Here is a 22,126-nt window from a genome sequence, read left to right as displayed (position 1 = left end):
CCGTCCAGGTGATAGGTGGTTCGTGGAGTTCAAGGTGCTCGGCCCGCTCGCGGCCTCGGTCCCGCTGCCGTCGGCGGCTCAGCCCCGTCGGGTGCTCGCGGTGCTCCTGACCCGGCCGAACGAGTTCGTCCACCGGGACACCCTCGTGGACGAACTCTGGCCGCAGGGACCGCCGTCGAGTGCGGCGGCGGTCGTGCAGATGGCGGTTTCCAAGCTGCGCAAGGCGTTGTCACCCGGCCTACCGGTGGACGACGAGCGGCAGCGGCTGCGGTCCGGCCGGAGCGGCTACCGGCTGACGGTGGCGGACGGCGAGCTGGACGTCGCCGGTTTCTCGGAGCTGACGGCCGCCGCCGCGAGCGCGACCGGTGACGAACGCAAGGCGTTGCTCGAACGGGCGCTGGGGTTGTGGCGTGGCCGGGCCTTCGCCGACGTGCCGGTCGGTCCGCTGGTGGAGGCGCATCGGTTGTGGCTCGAAGACCGGCGTTGTTCGGTGTTGGGCAGGCTCGTGGAGCTGGAACTGGCCGCCGGTGACCACAAGTCGGTCGCGGACCGGCTGGGACCGGAGCTGGCCGCCCGGCCCGGCGACGAGCGACTCGCCGGGTGGCTGGCCGAGGCGTTGCACGGTCTCGGCCGGCGGGACGCGGCGCTGGCCGTCCTCGACCGCTGCCGTCAGGCGCTGTGGGAACACACCGGAGTCTCACCGGGGGACGACCTGCTCGCGGTCCACCGCCGGATTTCCGGAACCGGCTGGTCGGCGGGCGGCGCGCCATGCCGCCTGCCTGCCGCGACGCCGGATTTCACCGGCAGGGCGGCAGAGCTGGCGGAAGTCGCACGCGCGGCGCGGTCGCCCGCGCCGATCGTGCTGCACGGGGCGGTGGGAGCGGGGAAGAGCGCGCTGGCCGTCCAAGCCGCGTGGCGCGTGCGCAAGCGGTTCCCGGACGGCCAGCTCGTCGCCGACCTGCGTGAACCCGGTGATGTCCTCGCCGGGTTCCTTCGCGCGCTCGGGCTTGCGGAAGCGGAACTCCCCGCGGACCGGGCCGGGCTGCTCTCGTTGTGGCAGAGCCATTCCGCCGACCGGCGACTGCTGGTGATCCTCGAGAACGCCCGCTCCGAAGCCGAGGTGCGGCCGTTGCTGCCGAGTGGTCCCGGCTGCGCGACGATCGTCACGACACGGCGACGGCTGGCCGGTCTCGTCGGCGCCAGGCCGGTCGAAGTCGGGCCAATGTCCTACGAGGACGCACGGACGCTGCTCGGCGAGATCGCCGGAGAAGCCCGGTTGTCCGGCGAACCCGACGCCGTCCGCCGGGTGCTGGCCTGCTGCGACGGCCTTCCGCTGGCGGTGCGGGCGGCGGGGACGAAACTGCTGCAGCGGCCTCGGCTGAGTGTCGCCGAGTTCGCGACCCGCCTGGAGAACGAGCGGCTGCGCCTCGACGAACTCGCCGCCGGTGACCTGGCCGTCCGCCCGGTGCTCGCCGAAGCCCTCGCCGAGCTGCCGTCGCGACAACGGAACTCCCTGCGGCTGCTCGGTTTTCCCGGTGCGACCGAAATCGCCGACTGGTTCGCGACGGCGATGCTGGGCCGTCCGTCCCGCGAGGCGGCGGAACTGCTCGACGAACTCGTGGACGACCACCTGCTCCACGCCGAACCGGATCAGGCGGGTTTCCTCCGGTACCGGCTGCCGGGGCTGACCCGGCTCGCGCTCCGGGAACCGCCGGATCCCGGAGCCCTCGAACGCGGGCTGACGGTGATGGCGGCGTTGGCCGAACATGCTTCCGCCGCGCTCGGCGCCGAGTACCCGCCCTCACGGCGCGGTGACGTCCCGGCCGCTGTTTCCGACCGCGTCGCGGCCGACCCGAACGGCTGGCGGGTCGCGGAAACCGCGAACCTCGCGCTCGCCGTCCGTACCGCGAAGAACCATGGCTGGACCGGGCTGGCCATGCGGCTGGCCGACGCCTACAGCGATCTCGTCGGCCCCCGGAAAGGCGGTTCCTCCGCCTGGCTCGGATTCGGCATCGTGCGTGATCGTCTCGATGTCCCCGCGGAGGCCGAGAAACTGCTGAAGCTCGGGCACGCCCACGCCGACGCGGGGGATCTGGCCCGGGCGAGGACCTGTTTCTCGTTGGCGGAGACCAGGTTCCGCTCCGTGGGTGATCATCCGGGCACCGGGTCCGCGCTCGTCGCGCTCGCCGACGTCGACGCGGATTCCGGCCGGGCCGGTGCGGCGGTCCACGCGCTGCGGGAGGCGCTGGACCTGTTGCGGGACTGCGGTGACCTCGCCGGGCAGGCGATGGCGTCGGCGCAGTTCGGCTCGCTGTGGGACGACCTCGGCGACTTCCGCCGGGCGAAGGAATGTTTCGACGCGAGCCTGCTGCTTTCGCTCCATTGTGAAGACGGGAAGCAACACGACAGGTCCGCCAAGCGGTACGCCGACGTCCTGCGACGGAACGGCCGCGTGGACGAGGCCGGCGCGCTGCTGACGAGCGCCCTGATCGGCACACGCAGCTCGCGTGAACGCCACTGGGAGGCGCACGTCCTCCGGAGCCTCGGTGACCTCCACGCCAAAACCGGCGACGCGGGGGAGAGCGAACGATGCCTTTCGCGGTCGCTGGAACTCTTCGAGGACGTCGGGCACCGGCACGCCGCCGCCTACACGCATCGCAGCTTCGGCGAGTCCTTGCGCCTGGCGGGTGAACACGGCCGTGCCGCCGAACACCTGAGCCTGGCGATGAGTACCTTTCGCGAGCTCGGGGACCGCCGAGGCGGCGGATACGCCCTGCTCAGCTTCGGACGTCTACGGGCCGACGAAGGCATCGCGACCGAAGCCGCCGAAGGGCTCCGAACCGCGGCGGGACTGTTCCGGGAGCTGGGATTCCCGGTGTGGGAACTACGTGCCCTCCAGGGCCTTTCCGCCGTCGACGAGAGCGGGCGCCAGCGGGATCGGGCTCGTGAAGCCTTGACGAAGATCCGCTTCGGAGTGACTCCGGCATAGCCCGGCGGAGGGTCCACGGCCGCGGCGTTTGGCGAAGTTATGGCGACGGTGTGTTGACTGCTGCTCATGTGAGCGGACTTCGCGCCGCCCCGAATTCGCGGAACTGGGGGTGGCGGCGCGTGCTCGTGGCCGGGTGACGCCTTCAGAGGGCAGGAGGCGTCACCCGGTTCGCAAGCTAGGCGCGGACGTGCAGGATCACGTCCGCGTCGTTCAGCATCCCTTGGTCGAGCGGGAAGTAACCCTGCCGCGGGGTGGGATCGGTCCGGACGCTCGCGGGCGGGACGTCGGAGGCGGGGAGCAGCCCCCAAGCCGTGGTGACGTGCTTCTGCAAGAACCCCTCGTAGGTGTCGGGCTCCGGCTCCGCGAGCGCGATGTCCTCGCTTCCGCCGAGGCTGGTCGCGACGAACGTGTAGCGGTCGCCGAGCAGCGGCGCCACCAGCGCGCCGGCGGGGAACCAGCTGGTCTCGGTGTCGGCGACCCGCATCGTGCTCGCCTGTCGCCGCAGGTGGAGGTTGTGGGCGAAGACCAGCGTCCGGCCGCGACCCGCTTCGGCGGCGCGGATGTCCAGCAGGTTCCGCGCCATGAAGGCGTCCCTGGCCGCGACGAGAGGCATGTAGCGCTCGTGCGGTTCGAGAGGCTCGGCGCATTGCCGGTGGTAACGCAGCAGATCGATCCCCGCCATGAGATGGATCTCCGCGCGCGACCACGCGTCCGATTCGGGCTCCCTGGAGCGAAGCGCGGTGAGCAGATCGGCCGCGATCGCACGGAGGCGGTAGGCGTCGGCCGTGGCGCCGGGCGAGGAAGCCGCGTCCATGACGGCTTCCGTGCGGCCCCACCGTTCGTCGTCGCCCGCCGGACCGGCGATGTCCACGTCCAGCCCGAGGAAGTCGCGGGCGTACTCGAGGTATCGCCGTGGGCTGGGCGCGGACGTGTTCTCGGTCTGGGTGTCGAAACCGTGGAACGTGAGGCGCTCCTCGGGAGGCCGGTTTTCGTTGTACTCGCGCATCCACGCGATCAGTCGCCTGTTCGCCTCAACGCCACCGAAGGCGTGTGAGAAGCCTTCGCTCATCGCGAGGTCGAGGGTTCCGATGCCGTCTTGGACGTAGTCGTTCGCGACGAGGGCGGCCACGCGATCGGTTTCGAGGGCGATCGAGCGGAAGCCGCGCTCGACGAGCTGGGCGAACAGTTCGTTGCGGATCTCCGCGAAGACCGGGGTCGCGTGCGTCGGTTCGCCCAGGGCCAGCAGGTCGCAAGAGGGGGTGACGAAGTCTCGGATGTCTTGACTCATGAGGTTCAAGCATATCGTTGATGTTCCGGTTGAAACTTGGCTCGATTTGGCCTGGGGATGTAGCGCGAAAGCTTCAAACCGCACGTCAGGTGTGATCTTGGCTCGCTCCCTCCTAAGTACATGAAGGCCCCCTTCAATGCGCTAGACGCCAAGGTCCCGGCAAAGTCGTATAAGCGTTGGTCGGTGCGGGGCAGGGGCGTGAGTGGCGTTTCGGACTCTATTGACGCGAAGGTCAAATGTGGCGTGTTCGCGGCCGGGGCCAGCGATGGCGTGAAGGCTCCCTTCACCACGTCTAATGCGGTGAAGGGAGCCTTCGGCCCTGGTCGAGCGCGGGTCGTGAGTGGCGTTTCGGGCTAGAACCCGAAACGCCACTCACGACCCCTACGCGAAGTGCACAAGTCGGACACCGTCAGCGCAAAGGGCGTTCCTTATGGACGGTCGAGAAGGTGCCGGGCCACTGTGACGAGCCAGCTGTTGCCCACCTGACCAGCGGATCGGCGACTTTGCCGGGACCCTGGCGCTAGACGCAGTGAAGGGGGCCTTCATGTACTTAGGGAAGGAGGCCTTCACGTGCGCCCGCTGCGGCTGTGGGTCCCTGTCGGCGCGGCAGTCCGTGAAGGCCTCCTTCACTACCTTCAGAGTAGGCGAGGAGGCCTTCACGGACCCGCACCGAAGGCTGCGACACCGCAAGAAATCCACGGACGAATAACTGGATCCCATTTCCTTCTTCCGCTATAAAGCTTTAAAGAACCCTTCGCGCGCGAAGGCGCTTCGCTTGCGAAGCACCGTTTAAGATACGTGCGGGAGTGCAACTGATCAGCACTTGAGGTGAATTGCCGCGTGGCAATCACCGCGCGGCCGGAGTTCGGCCCTACTTTGTCCCGCATGGTTGAGAAGGATTCGACGGCGCGGACCCGGGAACTGGGCCACCGCATGAAGGCGTTCCGGCAGCGCAGGCACTTCAGCGGAGCCGACGTCAGCCGCCGTAACGGCTGGTTGCAGAGCAAGGTCACGAGGTGGGAACAAGGGCTGCGCGAGCTGTCCGTGGTGGACGCGGCGCTGTATCTCGCGACCTGCGGCGAGGCGGAGCCCGAACGCGATCTGCTGCTGGAACTGACCCAGCCCGGCGGCGACCTGTACTGGGTCCGGCCGTACTTCGACGAGCTCGTCGACCCGATGAAATCCCTGGAGATCCAAGAAAACCTCGCGCATACGCTGGTGCGCTACGAGTCGTTGACGCTCCCCGGCCTGCTGCAGACCGAACCGTACGCCCGCACCGCCTTCGAACTGATCGGCAACCGCGACCAGGCCCAGCTGGACCAGGTCGTCAACGCCCGGCTGGAACGGCAGCGGTTGCTGCGGCGGGATCGTCCGCCGCGCTGCCGGTTCTTCGTGCACGAGCGTGCCTTGCGGTCGGTCGTCGGCGGTCCCCGGATCATGCACGAACAACTGCTCCACCTCGTCCTGTCGGCGAACCTGCCCTATTGCTCCATTCGCATCGTCCCCGAAAGCGACGAAGTGGGCAGGGTGCTCGAGAATTCCTTCACCATCATGGAATTCACCGAACATCCGGCGGTGGTGTACACGGATTCCTATGCGGCCGGAGTGTTCATCGACGACAGGGTGGCGGTCGAGGCCTATTATTCGCTCGTCGCGAGGTTGGAAAGCGATACCCTGACCGAGGAGAGATCACGGCAAATGCTTGCCGAATGGGCGGACCGGTACGACCGGATGGAGGAATGATCCGTCCGGGGTTTCCCGCCGCCTCCGCAGGGGGTAATCCTTCCGGGTAGCCGAGGAGAAGGAGTTCGTGGTGACGAAGACGCAGGGTGGTGCCCCGGTCGCCGAGGCGGAGATCGAGCGGAAGTACGACCTGGCGGCCGACAGGCCCATCCCGCCGCTGGTCCCGGCCGGTCCGGTGACGAACCAGGCCGATCCGAGGGTCGACGTCCTCGACGCCACGTACTTCGACACCGCCGACTTCCGGCTCGCGCAGGCCGGCATCACGCTGCGGCGGAGGCTCGGCGGAAGCGACGAGGGCTGGCATCTCAAACTCCCGGTCGGCGAGGACAGGCGAGAGGAACTCCGCCTCCCGCTGGCGGGGAAGCCGGACAAGGTGCCCGGCGCGCTGGCGAAGCTGGTCCGGGCGCATACGCTCGGCGCCAAACTCGTCCAGGCCGCGCATCTGCGTACCGAGCGCACCTCGTACGCCTTGCTCGACGCCGACGGGCGTGAGCTCGCGACGCTGACCGACGACGTCGTCACCGGCGAGGCGGGCGGCGACAAGGCGCACCTCGACCGCTGGCGGGAGATCGAGATCGAACTCTCGCCCGGCGCCGACCCCGGACTGCTCCAAAGCCTGGAGCAAGCGGTCGTGGAAGGAGGCGCCGAGCGGTCGAGGTGGCCGTCGAAGCTCCGGCGGCTGACCGACGAGCTCGTCCCTCCGGCCAGGGGAGCTTCGGGCTCGGTACTGGCGGACTACCTCGCCGAGCAGTTGGACGCGCTGCGACGCAACGACATCGGGGTCCGCCGGGACGTCGAGGACGCGGTACACCAGATGCGCGTCGCGAGCAGGCGGCTGCGGAGCGCCTTGAAAACCTTCCGTCGCTCGCTGGACGCCGACGTCGCGGCCGGGCTCGCCGAGGAACTCCGCTGGCTCGGCGGCGAACTCGGGCCGGCGAGGGACAGCGAGGTCATGGCCGCGCGCCTGCACGACGAGGTCAAGGCGCTCCCGGCCGAGCTGGTGCTGGGGAATGTCGAGCAGCTGATGACGCGCCACTTCGCACGCGAAGCCGAAGAGGCCAAGGCGCGCGCCATCCGGGCGCTCGACAGCAAGCGGTACACGAAGCTGTTGCAAGCACTGGAAAAGCTCGTCGGCAAACCGCGGAAGATCAAGGACGACAAGAAGGAACTGCGCAAGGCCGTCGCACGGTCGGGCCGGAAGCTGAGCAAGGCCGTGGCCGCGGCGAGCGAGCTCGAGCCCGGCGCGGAGCAGGACGCCGCCTTGCACGAGGCGCGCAAGAAGGCCAAGCGAGCCCGCTACGCGGCGGACGCGGTCCGGCCGGTGACCGGCAAGAAGCTTCGAAAATGGCGAAAGAACGTCAAGGCGGTGCAGAGCACGCTCGGCGAGCATCACGACATCGTGGTCAGCCGGGAGGTCCTGCGTCTCCTCGGCCTCCGTGCCTACGCCGAGAACGAAAACGCTTTCACCTACGGGCTTCTGCACGGTCGTTCGGTCGCCGAAGCCGACGGCGCGCACCGGCGCTTCGCCGGGGAATGGCAAAAGGTGGGTAAAGGTTCTCGTCCGAAATGGCTCAAATGAGGTAGCCCGGGTTGACCTGCCGCCGTCGCCGAGTAACGTCGAGGGAACTTGGTGGTCTGGAGAGAGGCGCCCCCAATGTTGCCTGGCCAGCGCGTACCCGGCGAAAAGCCGGACCTGGCCGTGAGCACCTGCCGCCGCAAGGACGGCGTCCTCATCCTCACCGCGGTGGGGGAGATCGACGCGGCGACCGTCGGACGCTTCCGCACCGAGCTCAGCGGTGCCTGCGTCAAGGGGAGGCACGTGATCCTCGACCTTTCCGGCGTCGGTTTTCTCAGCTGTGCCGGGTTGCAGGCACTCGAAGAGGCCAACGCGGCGTCACCCCGATTCTCGGTGATCGTGAAGACCGCTTTGGTGTCACGGATTCTGGACGTCAGCGGGGTCGGAGCCGACCTCGACGTCCGGTGGGACGTCGAGGACGTGATGCTCTAGTCGAGCTCGACCTCGTCGGCGGAGACGTCCGGCAGCAGGCCACGCCACCGCGGATTGCGCAGGCAACCCGCGTCGGTCCAGCCGCCGAAGACGACCTCGCCGACGATGGTCGGCCGCGACCAGCGCGCGTCCCGAGCCTGTTTGTCCGGAACGGAATGGAACGGGGATGTCTTGCGCTCCAAGCGGAACAGCTGTTTGGACAGTTCCTCCAGCTCGTCACCCGCGAAGCCGACACCGCAGTTTCCGATGTACCGCAGACCGTCTTCGTGTGGCACGCCGAGCAACAGTGAGCTGAACGTGCCCGCCCGGCTGCCGCCACCCGGCCGCCAGCCGCCCAGTACCACTTGCTGCACCAGGGTTCCCGTGATGGAAAGCCATTCCCCGGTGCGCTTTCCGGGGTGGTACGCGGAGTCGGCCCGTTTGGCGACGACGCCGGCGAGTCCGTGTTCGCGAGCCGCCCTCGCGACCGCGCCACCGTCACCGAGGTAGTACCGGGGAACCTGCCAGTGCGGTCCGGCGAGCCCGAGTTCGTCGAGCAGTTCCCGTCGTTCGACATAGGGCGTCCCGACACACGAGCGGCCGTCGAGATGCACGAGATCGTTCACCAGGTAGAACGCCGGATACCGTGAGGTGAGCCGTTTGGCCGAGTTCTTCGTCGCCCGCGCGCGGTGCCCTAGCCCTTCCGCGCTCGGCTTGCCGCCGTCGAAGACGACGATTTCCCCGTCGAGGAAGACTTCCGTGGCCCCGAGTTGTTCGCCGAGACCGCGGAATTCGGGATACAGCCCGGTGACGTCGTCGCCCGAATCGTCGTAGGCGGTGATCCGGCCCCCGGATACGCGGATCAGCGTGCGGCGCCCGGACCAGTCGAATTCGTAAGCCCATTCCGGGTCTTCGCCGGTCGACGGGAGACGGCCCGGTTTGGTCAGCATCGGGGCGAGGAAAGAGGGGAGTTCCTTCCGGCCGGGGTCGGCGGGGTCGAGCCGTTTGAGCAGCCAGCCGTTGTCCCGTCCGTCCTTCTTCACGTTGAGGAACAGGTATTTCCCGCGTGCCCGTGCGCCGTGGAAGACGACTTCGACCTTGTGGTCGTTGAAGTGCAGCGTTTCGTACCGGCCGGTGTCCCAGATGGTCATGGTGCCGCCGCCGTATTCGCCCGCCGGGATCTCGCCTTCGAAGGTGAGGTATTCCATCGGGTGGTCTTCGGTGTGCACGGCCAGGCGCTCCTGGTCGGGCGCCATCGGCAGGCCCTTCGGCACCGCCCAGGAGACGAGGACCCCGTCCCGTTCGAGGCGGATGTCCCAGTGCAGGCTGCTCGCGTGATGTTCCTGGATGACGAAGAGATCGTCGGCCCCGGACTTCCCGTCGTGATCCGGCAGGGGTTCGGGAGTTCGCCCAGGTCTGCGCTTACGGCGGTATTCGCCGAGTTTCTCCGCCATGGTCGGCCGGCGCACCCCTTTCCGGATCGGGTCACGCAAGCCTAGCGCCGTTCACCGTCCTTCCGGGCGCCGAAGGTCCCTTTTCCCACGGTAAAAGGAGGAAAAGGGACCTTCGGCGCCGATGTGGTTCAGTCGGTCTCGGCCAGCGCCTCCGCGAACTGGGCGGCGTAGAGCCGGGAGTACGCACCACCGGTGAGCAGCAGCGTTTCGTGGTCGCCCTGTTCGACGATCGACCCGTTCTCCATCACCAGGATGACGTCCGCGTCGCGGATGGTGGAGAGCCGGTGCGCGATGACGAAACTCGTCCGTCCCTCGCGCAGCGAATTCATCGCCCGCTGGATCAGCACCTCGGTCCGCGTGTCGACCGAACTGGTGGCCTCGTCGAGGATGAGGATCGCGGGCTTCGCCAGGAACGCCCGTGCGACGGTGATCAGCTGTTTCTCGCCGGCACTGACCGTGCCGCCCTCGTCGTCGATCACCGTGTCGTAGCCGTCCGGAAGGGTGCGGACGAACCGGTCGACGTGGGTCGCCTTGGCCGCCGCCACGATCTCGTCCTGCGTGGCGCCCGCGGAACCGTAGGCGATGTTCTCCGCGATCGTGCCGCCGAACAGCCACGCGTCCTGCAGCACCATGCCCGTTTTGGCGCGCAGGTCTTCGCGGTCCATCCCGGCGATGTCGACGCCGTCGAGGGTGATCCTGCCGCCGTCGAGTTCGTAGAACCGCATGAGCAGGTTGACCAAGGTGGTCTTCCCCGCGCCGGTCGGGCCGACGATGGCGACGGTGTGCCCCGGTTCGACGGTGAGCGACAGGTCCTCGATGAGCGGTGTGTCCTCGGCGTACCGGAACGACACGTGCTCGAACTCGACCTGACCCCGAACCTGCTCGACGCGCGCGGGTTCGGCGGGCTCCGGCTCCTGCTCGTCCGCGTCGAGCAGCGCGAAGACCCGCTCCGCGGACGCGATACCGGACTGCAGCAGGTTCGCCATGCTGGCGATCTGGGTGACCGGCTGGCTGAACTGCCGTGAATACTGGATGAACGCCTGGACATCACCGAGCGACAGCGTCCCGGACGCCACCCGCAGCGCGCCGATCACGGCCACCAGCACGTAGCTCAGGTTGCCGATGAACATCATCGCGGGCTGGATGGTGCCCGAGATGAACTGCGCCTTGAAGCTCGCGCCGTAGAGCGTGTCGTTGTGCTCGCGGAAGACCTCCTCGGCCTCCTGGCGGCGGCCGAACACCTTGACCAGCGAGTGCCCGGTGTACATCTCCTCGATATGCGCGTTGAGCCGTCCGGTGGTGGACCACTGCTTGATGAACTGCGGCTGCGCCTTCTTGCCGATCTTGGCCGCGACGATCACCGACGCCGGCACCGAAAGCAGCGCGACCAGCGCGAGCACGGGCGAGATGACGAACATCATCACGAGCACGCCGACGACCATCAGCAGCGACGACACGATCTGCGCGAGGGTTTGTTGCAGTGACAGCGCGAGATTGTCGATGTCGTTGGTCGCCCGGCTCAGCACCTCGCCGCGCGGCTGGCGGTCGAAGTAGCTCAGCGGGAGCTTGGCGAACTTCTCCTCGATCCGTTCCCGCAGGTCGAACACCGCCCGCTGGACCAGGTTCGTGGTCAGCCGCGCCTGCAGCAGCGAGAAGAACGACGCCACGATGTAGAGCAGCAGCACCCACAGCAGGACCTGGCCGACGGCGTCGAGATCGATGCGCTGGCCCGGGACGAAGTCGATCCCCGAGAAGAGATCGGCGAGGGTGTTATTGCCTTCAGCCCGCAGGCCGGCGATCACCTGCTCTTTGCTCACCCCCGCGGGCATGTCCTTCGCGACGACACCCGCGAAGATGAGGTCCGTCGCCATGCCGAGGATTTTCGGCCCGATGACGCTCAGCGCGACACTGGCGATCCCGAATACCAGGATGCCGTACAGCATGGCGCGCTGCGGTTGGAGCAGCCGCAGCAGCCGTTTCAAGGATCCCTTGAAGTCCAAGGCCTTCTCGGCGGACTGCCCGCCCATGAAGGCGGCGGGGCCGCGGCCGAGACCGCCTCCGCCGGGGCCGGGTCCCCGTGCCGCGCTCGCGCGCTCGCCCAAGGGTTTGGCCTTCGTAGTGGATTCGGGCGCGCTCATCAGGCGGCCTCCTGCTCGGTCAGCTGGGACAGCACGATCTCCCGGTAGGTTTCGTTGCCGTCCATGAGTTCGGTGTGCGTGCCGGTGCCGACGACGCGGCCTTCGTCGAGCACGACGATGCGGTCCGCGTGGCGGATCGTGCTGACCCGCTGCGCGACGATCACCACGGTCGCCTCGGCGGTCTCGGCCACGAGTGCCCGCCGTAGCGCGGCGTCGGTCGCGTAGTCGAGCGCGGAGAACGAGTCGTCGAAGAGATAGATCTCGGGGCGCCGCACCAGCATCCTCGCGATCGCGAGCCGCTGCCGCTGCCCACCCGAGACGTTGGTCCCGCCCTGTGCGATGGGGGAGTCGAGCCCCTCGGGCATCCGTTCGACGAAGTCCTTGCCCTGCGCCACTTCCAACGCGTGCCAGAGTTCCTCGTCGGTGGCGTCCGCCTTGCCGTAGCGAAGGTTGCTCGCGACCGTCCCGGCGAACAGGTACGGCTTCTGCGGCACCAGCCCGACGGCGTCGGAAAGGACGGTCGCGTCCAGTTCACGGACGTCGACGCCGTCGACGCGCACCGAGCCGTCGGTGGCGTCCATCAGCCGGGGGATCAGATTGAGCAGCGTGGTCTTCCCGCTGCCCGTGCTGCCGATGATCGCGGTGGTCTCACCGGGCAGGGCCAGCAGTGAGATCTTCTGCAGCACCGGCTTCTCGGCGCCGGGGTAGCGGAATTCCACATCGGACAGTTCGAGCCGTCCGTGCACCTCGCCGGGGCTCACCGGATTCTCCGGGAGGACAACGCTGGTGTGCGTGTCCAGCACCTCGGTGATGCGCTCGGCGCTGACCTCGGCACGGGGCACCATCATGAACATGAAGGTGGCCATCATGACCGCCATCAGGATCTGCATCAGGTACGACAGGAACGCGGTGAGCGCGCCGATCTGCATGCTGCCGTCGTCGATGCGCAGCCCGCCGAACCACAGCACGGCGACGCTGGACGCGTTCATCACGAGCATCACGATGGGGAACATCAGAGCCATCAGCCTGCCGACGACCAGCGAGACGTCCAGCAGTTCGGTGTTGGCCTTCGTGAACCGCCGCCGCTCGTGGGTGTCCTTGACGAACGCGCGGATCACGCGGATACCCATGATCTGCTCGCGCAGGATCTGGTTGATCTTGTCGATGCGCTCCTGCATCAGCCGGAACGCCGGCCGCATCTTGGCGATGATGACCCCGACCGAGACACCGAGGATCGGCACCGCGAGCACCAGCAGCCACGAGAGCGTGACGTCCTGGTTCAGCGCCATGATGATGCCGCCGAAGCACATGATGGGCGCCGACACCATCAGGGTGAACGCCATCAACGTCAGCATCTGCACCTGCTGGACGTCGTTGGTCGTGCGGGTGATCAGGGACGGCGTCCCGAACTGGCCGACCTCGCGGGCGGAGAAGTCCTGGACCCGGTGGAAGATCGCGCCGCGGACGTCCCGGCCGACCGCCATCGCGGTGCGGGCGCCGTAGTAGACGGCGCCGATCGAACAAGCGATCTGCACCAGCGACACCAGCAGCATGACGCCGCCGACACCGAGGATGTAGTCGATGTCGCCCTTGACGACCCCGGAGTCGATGATGTCGGCGTTCAAGGTGGGGAGGTAGAGCCCGGCGAGGGTCTGGACGAACTGCAGCAGCACGATCAGCCACAGGTCTCGCCGGTACGGGCGCAGGTGGATGCGCAACAACTTCGTCAGCACAACGGTTTCTCCCCAGTGGTGGGTAGGGTGTTACTGCTTGTTCGGTTTCTTCACCGGTTCGGGTCCGGTGAGGGACGGGACGCCCGCGGCGGCCTCGTGCAGGAGGACCTCGAGCGTCTCCAGGAACCGCCCGGTGCCCTCGTTGATCAACCAGCTGAAGAACGCGGTCTTCACCGCGGACTCCACGATGGCCGCCATCAGCCGGGCGTTCAACGCGTTTTCCGGGCCCGCGCCCGCCCGTTCCAGGATGGCGTCGGCCAGCACCTGTTCGACCTTGGCGTGCGCCTTGAGGAATTCGCCCTGCATCGACGGGTGCAGGAGCAGCGACCTGGCCAGCTCGACCGCGTCGCGATTCGGTTCGCCCAAGCTGCCGTAGGCTTCCAGCGTCGCGGTTCCGACCGCTTCCCACAGCGTCTCTTCGGAAGGCCGCTCGCGCAGCGCCTCGCGCAGGAGTTCCTGCCGCTCGACGATGAACGAGCAGATCGCCTCCTCCTTACTGGAGAAGTAGTTGTTGAACGTGCGCGGCGAGACACCCACGGCGTTGGCGATGTCTTCGACGCGTACCTGCTCGACACCCTTCTCCATCGCGAGCTTGAGCGCTGCCTCGCCCATGGCGCGACGCGCCGCGCGCTTCTTGCGTTCTCGCAGCCCCAAAGGCGCGGTCGGGTGGGAGGTCACGGCGTCAAGAGTAGGCAAAAGTTGCGGGGCACGCAAATTTATGCGCAGTCCGCACTTTTCGGACATCACCCGTGGCGTGCAACACGCAAGATGCAGCCGAATGGCCTAGCGCGCCGCGCTCACCAGCCGTAACGCGTTCGTGACCAGGTCACTGCCAGCGGTTGAACGGAAACCGACTGTGGACACGGATAGTGACTTCTGCTTGCATGGCCGTCGTTGTGCTGGGGAGTGCGACACGGGTCCGGGTATGCGAAGAGAAAGAAGTGGAAGCACATGGTGACGCGGGCTCGAGGCTTGCTTGACCGCTCACGGGTTCTTCTGGACCGTTCCAGGGTCGCCGCGGCGCAGTTCCTCGCCGCACCGCCCCGGCACGCTCCGTCGGCTCCACCGGTCGAACCGGAAGTGGAGCAGCGGCCTGCCGTGGAAGCGCCGGACGCCGGCGCGCTCGCGGGTGTCTGCTCCAACGTCGCGTTGCGCGACCTCAATCTGCTCGACCAGCTGCTCGCGCAGCTGGAGACGATGGAGGCGGGGGAGGAGAACTCCGACCGCCTCGCCGAGCTCTACCGGCTCGACCACCTGGCCACCCGGTTGCGGCGCAACGCGGAGAACCTGCGCGTGCTCGCCGGCCGGGACGCCGACGACACGACCGCCGGGATCTCTTCCGTGCTCGACGTGATGCGGGCGGCGATGTCGTCGATCGACCACTACTCGCGGATCACGATCGGCCGCGTCGTTTCGCTCGGTGTCGTCGGCTTCGCCGCCGAGGACGTCAGCCGGATCCTCGCGGAACTGTTCGACAACGCGGCGAACCAGTCGTCGCCGAGTTCTCCGGTCAGCGTCAGCGCGCATCTCACCGAACAGGGGAGCGTGCTGATCCGGATCGAGGACGAGGGCATCGGCATGCCGCCGGACCGGCTCGCGGTGCTGAACGAGCGGCTCGCGGCCGGCCCGGTGCTCGACGACGATTCCGTGCGGCATATGGGACTCGCGGTCGTCGGCAGGCTCGCCGACCGCCACGAGATCACCGTCAAACTCGACCGCCGCACCCCGCACGGCACGGTCGCCACCGTGCTGCTGCCGGTCCCGGTGGTCTCGGAACTGGCCGAGAAGCAGTGGTCCGGTTCGCAGACGGTCGTGCTGCCGCAGGCCAGGATCACCAACGGCGCGCCCGTGGGCGGGCCGGTCGCGACGCCGTCCGGGCTGCCGAGGCGCCGCCCGGCTCCCTCGGCGGAACCGGAACCCGAACGGAAGCCCAGCCCGCGTCCGCGCTCGGCCTTCCAGCCGCCCGCCGACGGCGGCACCACGGCCAGCGGTCTTCCGCGCCGGGTTTCCCGGAGTATCAGGACTTTGCCCGACGAACCGGCCCCGCCGACCATCCCGCCCGCCGACGCGGCGGACGGGCACGAGGCGCTGCTGGCCGACCTCGATGCCTTCACCGACGGCGAGCGTGCCGCTCTCGACGACCGGCACGAGCGTGAGACCGGAGGAAACACCCAGTGACCGCCCAGGACGCGACCACGGATTTCACGTGGCTGCTCGACGACTTCGTGCGCAAGGTGCACGGCGCCAGTCACGCGCTGATCATGTCCGTCGACGGTTTCCCTTTGACCGCGTCGGAATCGGTGTCCAGTGACGACGCCGAGCAGCTCGCCGCCATCGCGAGCGGCCTGCTCAGCCTCGCGGGCAACAGCGCCGCGTTGTTCGGCAAGGGCAACTGCGAGCAGATCATCATCCGGCTGACCCGTGGGTACTTCCTGTTCATGGGGATCGGTGCCGAAGCGGGGCTCGCGGTGCTCACCGAACCGGACTGCGACATGAAGGTCGTCGCCTACGAGATGACCCAGTTCATCACCAACGCCGGTCACGCCCTCACCCCCGAGGTGCGAGCGGGGCTCCGGCAGGTCCTGACCGCCCGACGGCCGCAGGCCTGAGAATCCGGAGAAGGAAGGGATGACCGTGTCCAGCGACCAATCTCCGGACCGGCCCGTCAAGATGCGCAGCCGCAGAATCCGGCCGTACGCGCTGACCGGCGGCCGGACCAAGAGCAGCCAGCTGCTGCTGGTGGAGACCCTGATCTCGGTCCCGCGTTACGACCCGTCGCTGGCCGAGGCGCTGATGCCCGAATCGCGCTCGCTGTACGAGCGCGCCCGCGAACGCTCGTCGATCGCCGAGCTTTCGGTGGGACTGGATCTGCCACTGGGTGTGGTCCGGGTGCTCATCGGCGACCTCGCCACCCAGGGCGCCGTCTTCGTGCACCCGACGGCCCACGCCTACAACCACGATACGAACGTGCTCGAGAGGATCCTCGATGGACTCAAGCGCCTCCCGGTCTGACGCCGATCTGCTGGCGATCTCCGCCAAGATCGTGGTCGCCGGTGGATTCGGCGTGGGCAAGACGACGTTCGTCGGCTCCGTCTCCGAGGTCCCGCCCCTGAGCAACGAAGCCTGGATGACCGAGGCCGGGGCCGGGGTCGACGAGCTGGTGCCGCCCGGAACCAAATCCACCACCACGGTCGCGATGGACTTCGGCCGGATCACCCTGCGTGAAGACCTGCTCCTGTACCTGTTCGGCACACCCGGCCAGGCCCGGTTCTGGTTCCTCTGGGACGACCTTTCGCGCGGCGCGCTCGGTGCCGTCGTCCTGGTCGACACCAGCCGGATCGACCAGTCGTTCGCCGCGATCAACTACTTCGAGAACGATTCGGAGCTGCCGTTCATCGTCGCGGTCAACCAGTTCGAGGGGATGCCGGTGCACGACCTCGAAGAGGTCCGCGACGCGCTGGCGCTCTCCCCGGACATCCCGCTGGTCACCTGCGACGCCCGCGACCCGAAGTCGGCGGTCGCGACGCTGCAGGAACTGGTGTCGCACACGTTGTCCCTCGCGGTGGTCTCCGGGCCAGGCCGCGAGTTCGCCGCACTCAGCTGAACGGGTTCTGGGAGGAACGCAGAGGATGCGCAAGGTTCTGATCGTCGGTGCCGGGCAGTCGGGGTTGCAGCTGGCCTTGAGCCTGCTGTCCCACGACTACGACGTCACGGTGATGTCGGCGCGGACGCCGGACGAGATCCGCTCCGGCAAGGTGATGTCGACCCAGTGCATGTTCCATTCGGCTTTGCAGCACGAGCGGGACCACAAGCTGAACCTGTGGGAGGACGAGACCGTCAAGGTCGAGGGACTCGGCGTTTCCATCGCCGGCCCGGACTCCAGCCGGGTGCTGGACTGGTTCGGGCCGCTGGAGCACTACGCGCAGTCTGTCGACCAGCGGGTGAAGATGGCGGCCTGGCTGGAACTGGTGGAGGACCGCGGCGGCAAGGTCGTCATCCACGGCGTCACCACCTCGGATCTGGCTCCGCTGGCGAAGCTGTACGACCTGGTGGTCATCGCGGCGGGCAAGGGCGAACTGGTCCAGCTGTTCGACCGGATCCCGGAGCGTTCGCCGTACACCGAACCCCAGCGCGCGCTTTCGCTCGCGTACGTGCACGGGCTGGAGCGCCGGCCCGAGCACCCGGACAAGGCGGCGGTGCGGTTCAACATCATCCCCGGCGTGGGTGAACTGTTCATGATCCCCGCGTACACGCTGAGCGGGAACTGCGACATCCTGTTCTTCGAAGGGATTCCCGGCGGCCCGCTCGACTGCTGGGACGACAGGCCGACGCCCCAGCAGCATCTCGACCGGATCCTGTCGCTGATGAAGCAGTTCCTCCCGTGGGAATACGAGCGTTCGCGGAACGCCGTGCTGACCGACGACAAGGCGACGCTGGCGGGCGGGTACACCCCGGTCGTGCGGAACGCGGTCGGCAAGCTGGGCTCGGGGACCGCGGTGCTCGGCATGGCCGACGTCGTCGTGGCCAACGACCCGATCACCGGCCAGGGCTCCAACAACGCGAGTCACTGCGCGGCGTCCTATCTGGACTCGATCCTCGAACGCGGGGACAAGCCGTTCGACGAGGAGTGGATGACCGCGTCGTTCGAGAAGTACTGGGAGTACGCCCAGCACGTCACGACCTGGACGAACGCGATGCTGCAGCCGCCGCCCCCGCACGTGCTCCAGATCATCGGCGCGGCGGGGGAGAACCCCGCCGTGGCGAAGCGGTTCGCGAACGGGTTCTCCGATCCGACCGACTTCCAGCACTGGTTCCTCGATCCCGCGAAGGCGGAGAAGTACCTGGCCGAGGCCTGATTCCGGTAGTGCGACAGTCCCGCGTCCGAGTGTGCGGGACTGTCGCGGTGCGCCGTTTCGGGCTACCGTTGTCACCGTGCGTGAGTACGGTCGGTGACGGCAGCGGAGGTGCGGCTCGATGCGTTCGATGTGGAAGGGCTCGGTGTCCTTCGGGCTGGTGAGCATCCCGATCCAGCTCTACGCGGCCACCGAGAACAAGAACGTCTCGTTGCGCCAGGTGCACGAGGCCGACGGCGGCCGAATCCAGTACAAGCGGTTCTGCACGATCGACGGCGAGGAAGTGCCCTACGCCGAGATCGCCAAGGGGTACGAACTGCCCGACGGCGAGATGGTCGTGCTCACCGACGAGGACATGTCCGAACTGCCGCTGGCGTCGTCGCGGGCGATCGACGTGCTCGAGTTCGTGCCGCTGGAGTCCATCGACCCGATCCAGTTCGACAAGACCTATTACCTCGAACCGCAGAAGAACGCCGTCAAACCGTACGTGGTCCTGCGTGACGCGCTGCAGAAGGCGAGTCACGTGGCGGTCGCGAAGGTCGCCATCCGGCAGCGGGAGACGCTCGCGATCCTGCGGGTGCACAGCGACGTCCTGACGATGACGACGATGCTGTGGCCCGACGAGGTCCGCGTCCCGGATTTCGGTTTCCTGCACGACGATCCGCCGCAGGTGCGGCCGCAGGAACTGACGATGGCGGGCTCGTTGATCGACTCGCTGTCGGAGCCGGTGTTCGAGCAGGACAAGTACACGGACTCCTACCGTGAGGCGCTGGAGGCCATGATCGAGGCCAAGGCCGCGGGGAACGAGACGACCAAGCCGAAGGCCGTCGGCGCGAAGGCCGACGTCGTCGACCTCATGGAGGCCTTGCAGGCCAGTGTGAGCGAGGCGAAGAAGAGCCGGAAGCCGTCGACGGCCAAGAAGGCCACCGCGGCGAAGAAACCCGCGTCCGGCAAGCGAACCCCGAAGAGCGCCTGACCATCCTTTGTGGACTGTTGTGCCCGGTGTCACCCCGCCGGGTGCCGCGACACGCCGCGCGTATGCCAGGATCTGTCGTCCCTCGGTGGTAGTAAGGCAATCGAGGAGAACTTTCCTGAGCGCGGGAGGCGGTATGAGCATGGAGTGCGCGTTCTGCGCCGTCGGACTCGACCACTGCCACGGCACCCTGGTGGTCCACCTCGACGGTGGCTTCACCGAATGCAGCGAAGACGGCTGCGTCGACTTCGACTTCGCGCGGCACACGCTGACGATCGACTGCTTCGACGTCGACGGTGGCTGCTCGTGCGCGGAGGTTTCGGCCCAGGTGCTGCTGCGGGCTTCTTGACCGGCGGCCAATACACCAATCCGGCCCGATTCGGGTGATCGAGACCGATTGCCACTCGAAGGTGTAGGCGTTCGTGTACATCGCGGCCGGGAATGTGTTAACTATGACGGGGTCCTCCGGCTCTCCCTCCCCCTCGGAGCCGGGGGACCCCTTCATGTCACGGGTTCATGTCACGGTGCTTCCTTCGCGGTGTCGTGGATCGAAGCGCCGTCGCAGGCGCACACCGCGTCCCAGACCCCGTCTCCGTCCGCGTAGTCACGCGCGGGAAGGGCACCCAGTGGGCCGAGCACCTCGTCGCCCGCGCCGGCCGCGGCGGCGGCCCGCAGGAGTTCGTCGCGTCCGCACGGATAACGCGCCTCCGTCAAGTACGGGCGCGGGTCTGTTCCTGCCATCGGCTCTCCCTCCTTCTCCTTGTCCGGTGCGGATACCCGGCCGACGGAGGACGGAAACAGCCCGGGCACCCGGCGTGAGGGGAACGCCGGGTGCCCGGACTGTTTCAGTGCCGGCACCGGGGGGCTCGGTACCGGTTCGGTCCGGTGCTCAGTACCAGTGGGCGCGACCGCCGATGGCCTTCCCGGTGTTCCCGAGAACGGCCAGGATGATGCCGATGACCGCCAGCGCGATCCCGATCGAGTACAGGACGGGAATGCTGGCGATGACACCGACGACAATCAGGATGACGCCGAGAATGATCACGGGAACACCTTCTCCTTCGTAGTCGCCCGGCCCGAGTGCTGCCGGGGTGTGGCTACGCAAGGGATTCCCGCCCCGAAATCGCGAGAAACAGGTCCATCCGGCCGAAGTTTTCACGCATTCGGCCTAACGGCTTCAAGCGCCCCCGCGCGCCTGCCCGAGTACATGAAGGCCCCCTTCCTTGCGCTAGACGCAAGGAAGGGGGCCTTCATGTACTTCAGCGAGCAAGGGCTGCTGTGGCGTGAAGCACTCAGTACCGGTAGTGGTCCAGCTTGTACGGACCCTCGACGTCCACGCCGATGTACTCGGCCTGGCGCTTGGTCAGCTTGGTCAGCCGGACACCCAGCGCGTCCAGGTGCAGGCGGGCCACCTTCTCGTCGAGGTGCTTCGGCAGCACGTGGACGTCGGTGGCGTACTCGCCGGGCTTCGTGAACAGCTCGATCTGCGCGATCGTCTGGTTGGTGAAGGAGTTCGACATCACGAAGCTCGGGTGGCCGGTCGCGTTCCCGAGGTTCATCAGCCTGCCCTCGGAGAGCACGATGATCGAGTGCGCCTCGCGGTCCGCCGTCGCGGGGAAGACCCACTCGTGCACCTGCGGCTTGACCTCGATCTTCTGGATGCCCGGGATCTTCGCGAGGCCCGCCATGTCGATCTCGTTGTCGAAGTGGCCGACGTTCGCGACGATCGCGTTGTGCTTCATCTTGGCCATCTGGTCGGCCATGATGATGTCGAAGTTGCCGGTGGTGGTGATGAAGATGTCGCCGCGCCCGACGACGTCGTCGAGTTCCACGACGTCGAGGCCCTCCATCGCCGCCTGCAGCGCGCAGATCGGGTCGATCTCGGTGACGACCACACGGGCGCCCTGGCCGCGCAGCGATTCCACCGCGCCCTTGCCGACGTCGCCGTAGCCGCAGACGACCGCGACCTTGCCCGCGATCATCACGTCGGTGCCGCGGTTGAGACCGTCGATGAGCGAGTGGCGGATGCCGTACTTGTTGTCGAACTTCGACTTCGTCACCGAGTCGTTCACGTTCATCGCCGGGAAGAGGAGTTCGCCTTCCTTGGCGAGCTTGTAGAGCCGCTTGACGCCGTTGGTGGTCTCCTCGGTGACCCCGCGGACCTCCTTGGCGATACGGGTGAACCGGCCGGTGTCGCGGCCGAGGCTCTCGCGCAGGGTCTCCAGGACGAGGCCGTACTCTTCGCCGTCCTCCTCGGCCGCCTGCGGGACGGCGCCCGCCGCCTCGAACTCGACGCCCTTGTGGATCAGCAGGGTCGCGTCGCCGCCGTCGTCCAGGACCATGTTCGGGACGCGGCCGTCGCCGAAGTCGAAGAGCTGGTCGGTGCACCACCAGTATTCGGCGAGCGTCTCGCCCTTCCACGCGAACACCGAGGAGCCCGAGGGGTTCTCGACGGTACCTTCCGGGCCGACGACGACGGCCGCGGCGGCCTCGTCCTGCGTGGAGAAGATGTTGCAGGACACCCAGCGCACCTCGGCGCCCAATGCGACGAGCGTCTCGATCAGCACGGCGGTCTGGACGGTCATGTGCAGCGAACCCGCGACCCGGGCGCCCTTCAGCGGCTGCGAGTCGGCGTATTCGCGGCGCAGCGCCATCAAACCGGGCATCTCGACCTCGGCGAGGCGCAGCTGCTTGCGGCCGGCCTCGGCGAGGGAAAGGTCGGCGACGGCGAATTCGATCCCGTTGACCTTGGACAGGGTGGGGCTCACTGGTTCTCCATTCATCGAGGAAGGCAGGGCGGAGCGGTCCTTCTCGCCGGTGGCGGGAAAGACGGTGTCAGTACGGGGGTTCAGCGCACGGCCTCGAAGGCCGGAAAAGGGTTCTGACGCAAGAAAGGCACCTCCACAGTGGGAGGCGCCCTTACGTCTGTCGCGGCGGGCCGAGCGTGGCGGAAGAATTCCGTCGCAGC

19 protein-coding genes are annotated in these 22,126 nt (G+C 67.8%); 11 read left to right on the top strand and 8 right to left on the bottom strand.

Going from position 1 to position 22,126, the window contains the following annotated elements; translation table 11 throughout:
* The first annotated feature begins 22 nt into the window (after window positions 1–22).
* Window positions 23–2,989: an AfsR/SARP family transcriptional regulator gene (locus tag AMK34_RS06810; protein ID WP_073843710.1), complete on the top strand. Its 2,967-nt coding sequence runs from the start codon at window positions 23–25 to the stop codon at window positions 2,987–2,989.
* Window positions 2,990–3,164: 175 nt separating this feature from the next.
* Here the strand turns inward: AMK34_RS06810 and AMK34_RS06805 are convergent, their stop codons facing one another.
* Window positions 3,165–4,277, bottom strand: a complete 1,113-nt coding sequence (locus tag AMK34_RS06805) for an erythromycin esterase family protein (RefSeq protein ID WP_073843708.1) — start codon at window positions 4,275–4,277, stop codon at window positions 3,165–3,167.
* Window positions 4,278–5,162: 885 nt separating this feature from the next.
* Between AMK34_RS06805 and AMK34_RS06795 the strand changes: the two genes are divergently transcribed.
* From AMK34_RS06795 to AMK34_RS06785, 3 genes are all read left to right on the top strand, one after another.
* Window positions 5,163–6,020 (top strand): helix-turn-helix domain-containing protein, encoded by an 858-nt coding sequence (locus AMK34_RS06795; protein ID WP_073843704.1) that lies wholly within the window; start codon window positions 5,163–5,165, stop codon window positions 6,018–6,020.
* A gap of 70 nt (window positions 6,021–6,090) precedes the next feature.
* Complete coding sequence (locus tag AMK34_RS06790; protein ID WP_241832700.1) at window positions 6,091–7,599, top strand: CYTH and CHAD domain-containing protein; 1,509 nt, start codon at window positions 6,091–6,093, stop codon at window positions 7,597–7,599.
* A 75-nt stretch (window positions 7,600–7,674) separates the two neighbouring features.
* Window positions 7,675–8,028, top strand: a complete 354-nt coding sequence (locus AMK34_RS06785) for an STAS domain-containing protein (RefSeq protein ID WP_038512566.1) — start codon at window positions 7,675–7,677, stop codon at window positions 8,026–8,028.
* On the opposite strand, the gene AMK34_RS06780 is transcribed toward AMK34_RS06785, so the two are convergent.
* The 4 genes from AMK34_RS06780 to AMK34_RS06765 all read right to left on the bottom strand — a co-directional run bounded on the left by AMK34_RS06780 (window position 8,025) and on the right by AMK34_RS06765 (window position 14,010).
* Entirely contained in the window at window positions 8,025–9,461 is a 1,437-nt protein-coding gene (locus tag AMK34_RS06780; RefSeq protein WP_073843701.1) for a DNA polymerase ligase N-terminal domain-containing protein, read from the bottom strand. The two genes, AMK34_RS06785 and AMK34_RS06780, sit on opposite strands and share 4 nt — an antisense overlap.
* 128 nt (window positions 9,462–9,589) lie before the next feature.
* Window positions 9,590–11,599, bottom strand: coding sequence for an ABC transporter ATP-binding protein (locus AMK34_RS06775; RefSeq protein ID WP_073843699.1), 2,010 nt, complete (start codon window positions 11,597–11,599; stop codon window positions 9,590–9,592).
* Window positions 11,599–13,332 (bottom strand): ABC transporter ATP-binding protein, encoded by a 1,734-nt coding sequence (locus AMK34_RS06770; RefSeq protein ID WP_073843697.1) that lies wholly within the window; start codon window positions 13,330–13,332, stop codon window positions 11,599–11,601. Before AMK34_RS06770 ends, AMK34_RS06775 begins: the two co-directional genes overlap by 1 nt.
* A 30-nt stretch (window positions 13,333–13,362) precedes the next feature.
* Window positions 13,363–14,010, bottom strand: a complete 648-nt coding sequence (locus AMK34_RS06765; RefSeq protein ID WP_083649755.1) for a TetR/AcrR family transcriptional regulator — start codon at window positions 14,008–14,010, stop codon at window positions 13,363–13,365.
* Window positions 14,011–14,283: 273 nt separating this feature from the next.
* Between AMK34_RS06765 and AMK34_RS06760 the strand changes: the two genes are divergently transcribed.
* From AMK34_RS06760 to AMK34_RS06730, 7 genes are all read left to right on the top strand, one after another.
* Window positions 14,284–15,510, top strand: coding sequence for a sensor histidine kinase (locus tag AMK34_RS06760; RefSeq protein ID WP_073843696.1), 1,227 nt, complete (start codon window positions 14,284–14,286; stop codon window positions 15,508–15,510).
* Window positions 15,507–15,941: a roadblock/LC7 domain-containing protein gene (locus AMK34_RS06755; RefSeq protein WP_005159022.1), complete on the top strand. Its 435-nt coding sequence runs from the start codon at window positions 15,507–15,509 to the stop codon at window positions 15,939–15,941. The genes AMK34_RS06760 and AMK34_RS06755 overlap by 4 nt, the downstream gene beginning before the upstream one ends.
* A 19-nt stretch (window positions 15,942–15,960) precedes the next feature.
* Window positions 15,961–16,344 (top strand): DUF742 domain-containing protein, encoded by a 384-nt coding sequence (locus tag AMK34_RS06750; protein ID WP_016334731.1) that lies wholly within the window; start codon window positions 15,961–15,963, stop codon window positions 16,342–16,344.
* On the top strand, window positions 16,319–16,936 hold the full coding sequence (locus tag AMK34_RS06745) for a GTP-binding protein (RefSeq protein ID WP_016334730.1): 618 nt from the start codon (window positions 16,319–16,321) through the stop codon (window positions 16,934–16,936). Before AMK34_RS06750 ends, AMK34_RS06745 begins: the two co-directional genes overlap by 26 nt.
* A gap of 25 nt (window positions 16,937–16,961) precedes the next feature.
* Window positions 16,962–18,188 carry a styrene monooxygenase/indole monooxygenase family protein gene (locus AMK34_RS06740; protein ID WP_016334729.1) on the top strand — a complete coding sequence of 409 codons (1,227 nt, stop codon included), beginning with the start codon at window positions 16,962–16,964 and terminating at the stop codon, window positions 18,186–18,188.
* A gap of 118 nt (window positions 18,189–18,306) precedes the next feature.
* Window positions 18,307–19,161: a non-homologous end joining protein Ku gene (gene ku, locus AMK34_RS06735; RefSeq protein WP_016334728.1), complete on the top strand. Its 855-nt coding sequence runs from the start codon at window positions 18,307–18,309 to the stop codon at window positions 19,159–19,161.
* 133 nt (window positions 19,162–19,294) lie between these two features.
* Window positions 19,295–19,507 (top strand): hypothetical protein, encoded by a 213-nt coding sequence (locus AMK34_RS06730; protein ID WP_016334727.1) that lies wholly within the window; start codon window positions 19,295–19,297, stop codon window positions 19,505–19,507.
* 170 nt (window positions 19,508–19,677) lie between these two features.
* On the opposite strand, the gene AMK34_RS06725 is transcribed toward AMK34_RS06730, so the two are convergent.
* The 3 genes from AMK34_RS06725 to ahcY all read right to left on the bottom strand — a co-directional run bounded on the left by AMK34_RS06725 (window position 19,678) and on the right by ahcY (window position 21,926).
* Window positions 19,678–19,899 (bottom strand): DUF2795 domain-containing protein, encoded by a 222-nt coding sequence (locus AMK34_RS06725; protein WP_037340145.1) that lies wholly within the window; start codon window positions 19,897–19,899, stop codon window positions 19,678–19,680.
* A gap of 148 nt (window positions 19,900–20,047) precedes the next feature.
* Entirely contained in the window at window positions 20,048–20,203 is a 156-nt protein-coding gene (locus tag AMK34_RS43120; RefSeq protein WP_007034891.1) for a DUF6131 family protein, read from the bottom strand.
* Window positions 20,204–20,450: 247 nt separating this feature from the next.
* Window positions 20,451–21,926, bottom strand: a complete 1,476-nt coding sequence (gene ahcY / locus AMK34_RS06720; RefSeq protein ID WP_073843694.1) for an adenosylhomocysteinase — start codon at window positions 21,924–21,926, stop codon at window positions 20,451–20,453.
* Window positions 21,927–22,126: the final 200 nt, after the last annotated feature.

The sequence above is a fragment of the Amycolatopsis sp. CB00013 genome, assembly GCF_001905755.1.
Lineage (GTDB): Bacteria > Actinomycetota > Actinomycetes > Mycobacteriales > Pseudonocardiaceae > Amycolatopsis > Amycolatopsis japonica.
Note: the sequence above shows the minus strand (reverse complement) of the source record. Positions and strands in the feature narration are given on the sequence as shown.

Bases quoted from the DNA above. Each gene is read 5' to 3' on its own strand.
- AMK34_RS06775 (WP_073843699.1), bottom strand. From the start codon at position 11,599: ATGAGCGCGCCCGAATCCACTACGAAGGCCAAACCCTTGGGCGAGCGC.
- AMK34_RS06795 (WP_073843704.1), top strand. From the start codon at position 5,163: ATGGTTGAGAAGGATTCGACGGCGCGGACCCGGGAACTGGGCCACCGC.
- ku (WP_016334728.1), top strand. From the start codon at position 18,307: ATGCGTTCGATGTGGAAGGGCTCGGTGTCCTTCGGGCTGGTGAGCATC.
- AMK34_RS06805 (WP_073843708.1), bottom strand. From the start codon at position 4,277: ATGAGTCAAGACATCCGAGACTTCGTCACCCCCTCTTGCGACCTGCTG.
- AMK34_RS06730 (WP_016334727.1), top strand. From the start codon at position 19,295: ATGAGCATGGAGTGCGCGTTCTGCGCCGTCGGACTCGACCACTGCCAC.
- AMK34_RS06750 (WP_016334731.1), top strand. From the start codon at position 15,961: ATGACCGTGTCCAGCGACCAATCTCCGGACCGGCCCGTCAAGATGCGC.
- AMK34_RS06740 (WP_016334729.1), top strand. From the start codon at position 16,962: ATGCGCAAGGTTCTGATCGTCGGTGCCGGGCAGTCGGGGTTGCAGCTG.
- AMK34_RS06745 (WP_016334730.1), top strand. From the start codon at position 16,319: ATGGACTCAAGCGCCTCCCGGTCTGACGCCGATCTGCTGGCGATCTCC.
- AMK34_RS06725 (WP_037340145.1), bottom strand. From the start codon at position 19,899: ATGGCAGGAACAGACCCGCGCCCGTACTTGACGGAGGCGCGTTATCCG.
- AMK34_RS06780 (WP_073843701.1), bottom strand. From the start codon at position 9,461: ATGGCGGAGAAACTCGGCGAATACCGCCGTAAGCGCAGACCTGGGCGA.
- AMK34_RS06785 (WP_038512566.1), top strand. From the start codon at position 7,675: ATGTTGCCTGGCCAGCGCGTACCCGGCGAAAAGCCGGACCTGGCCGTG.
- AMK34_RS06760 (WP_073843696.1), top strand. From the start codon at position 14,284: ATGGTGACGCGGGCTCGAGGCTTGCTTGACCGCTCACGGGTTCTTCTG.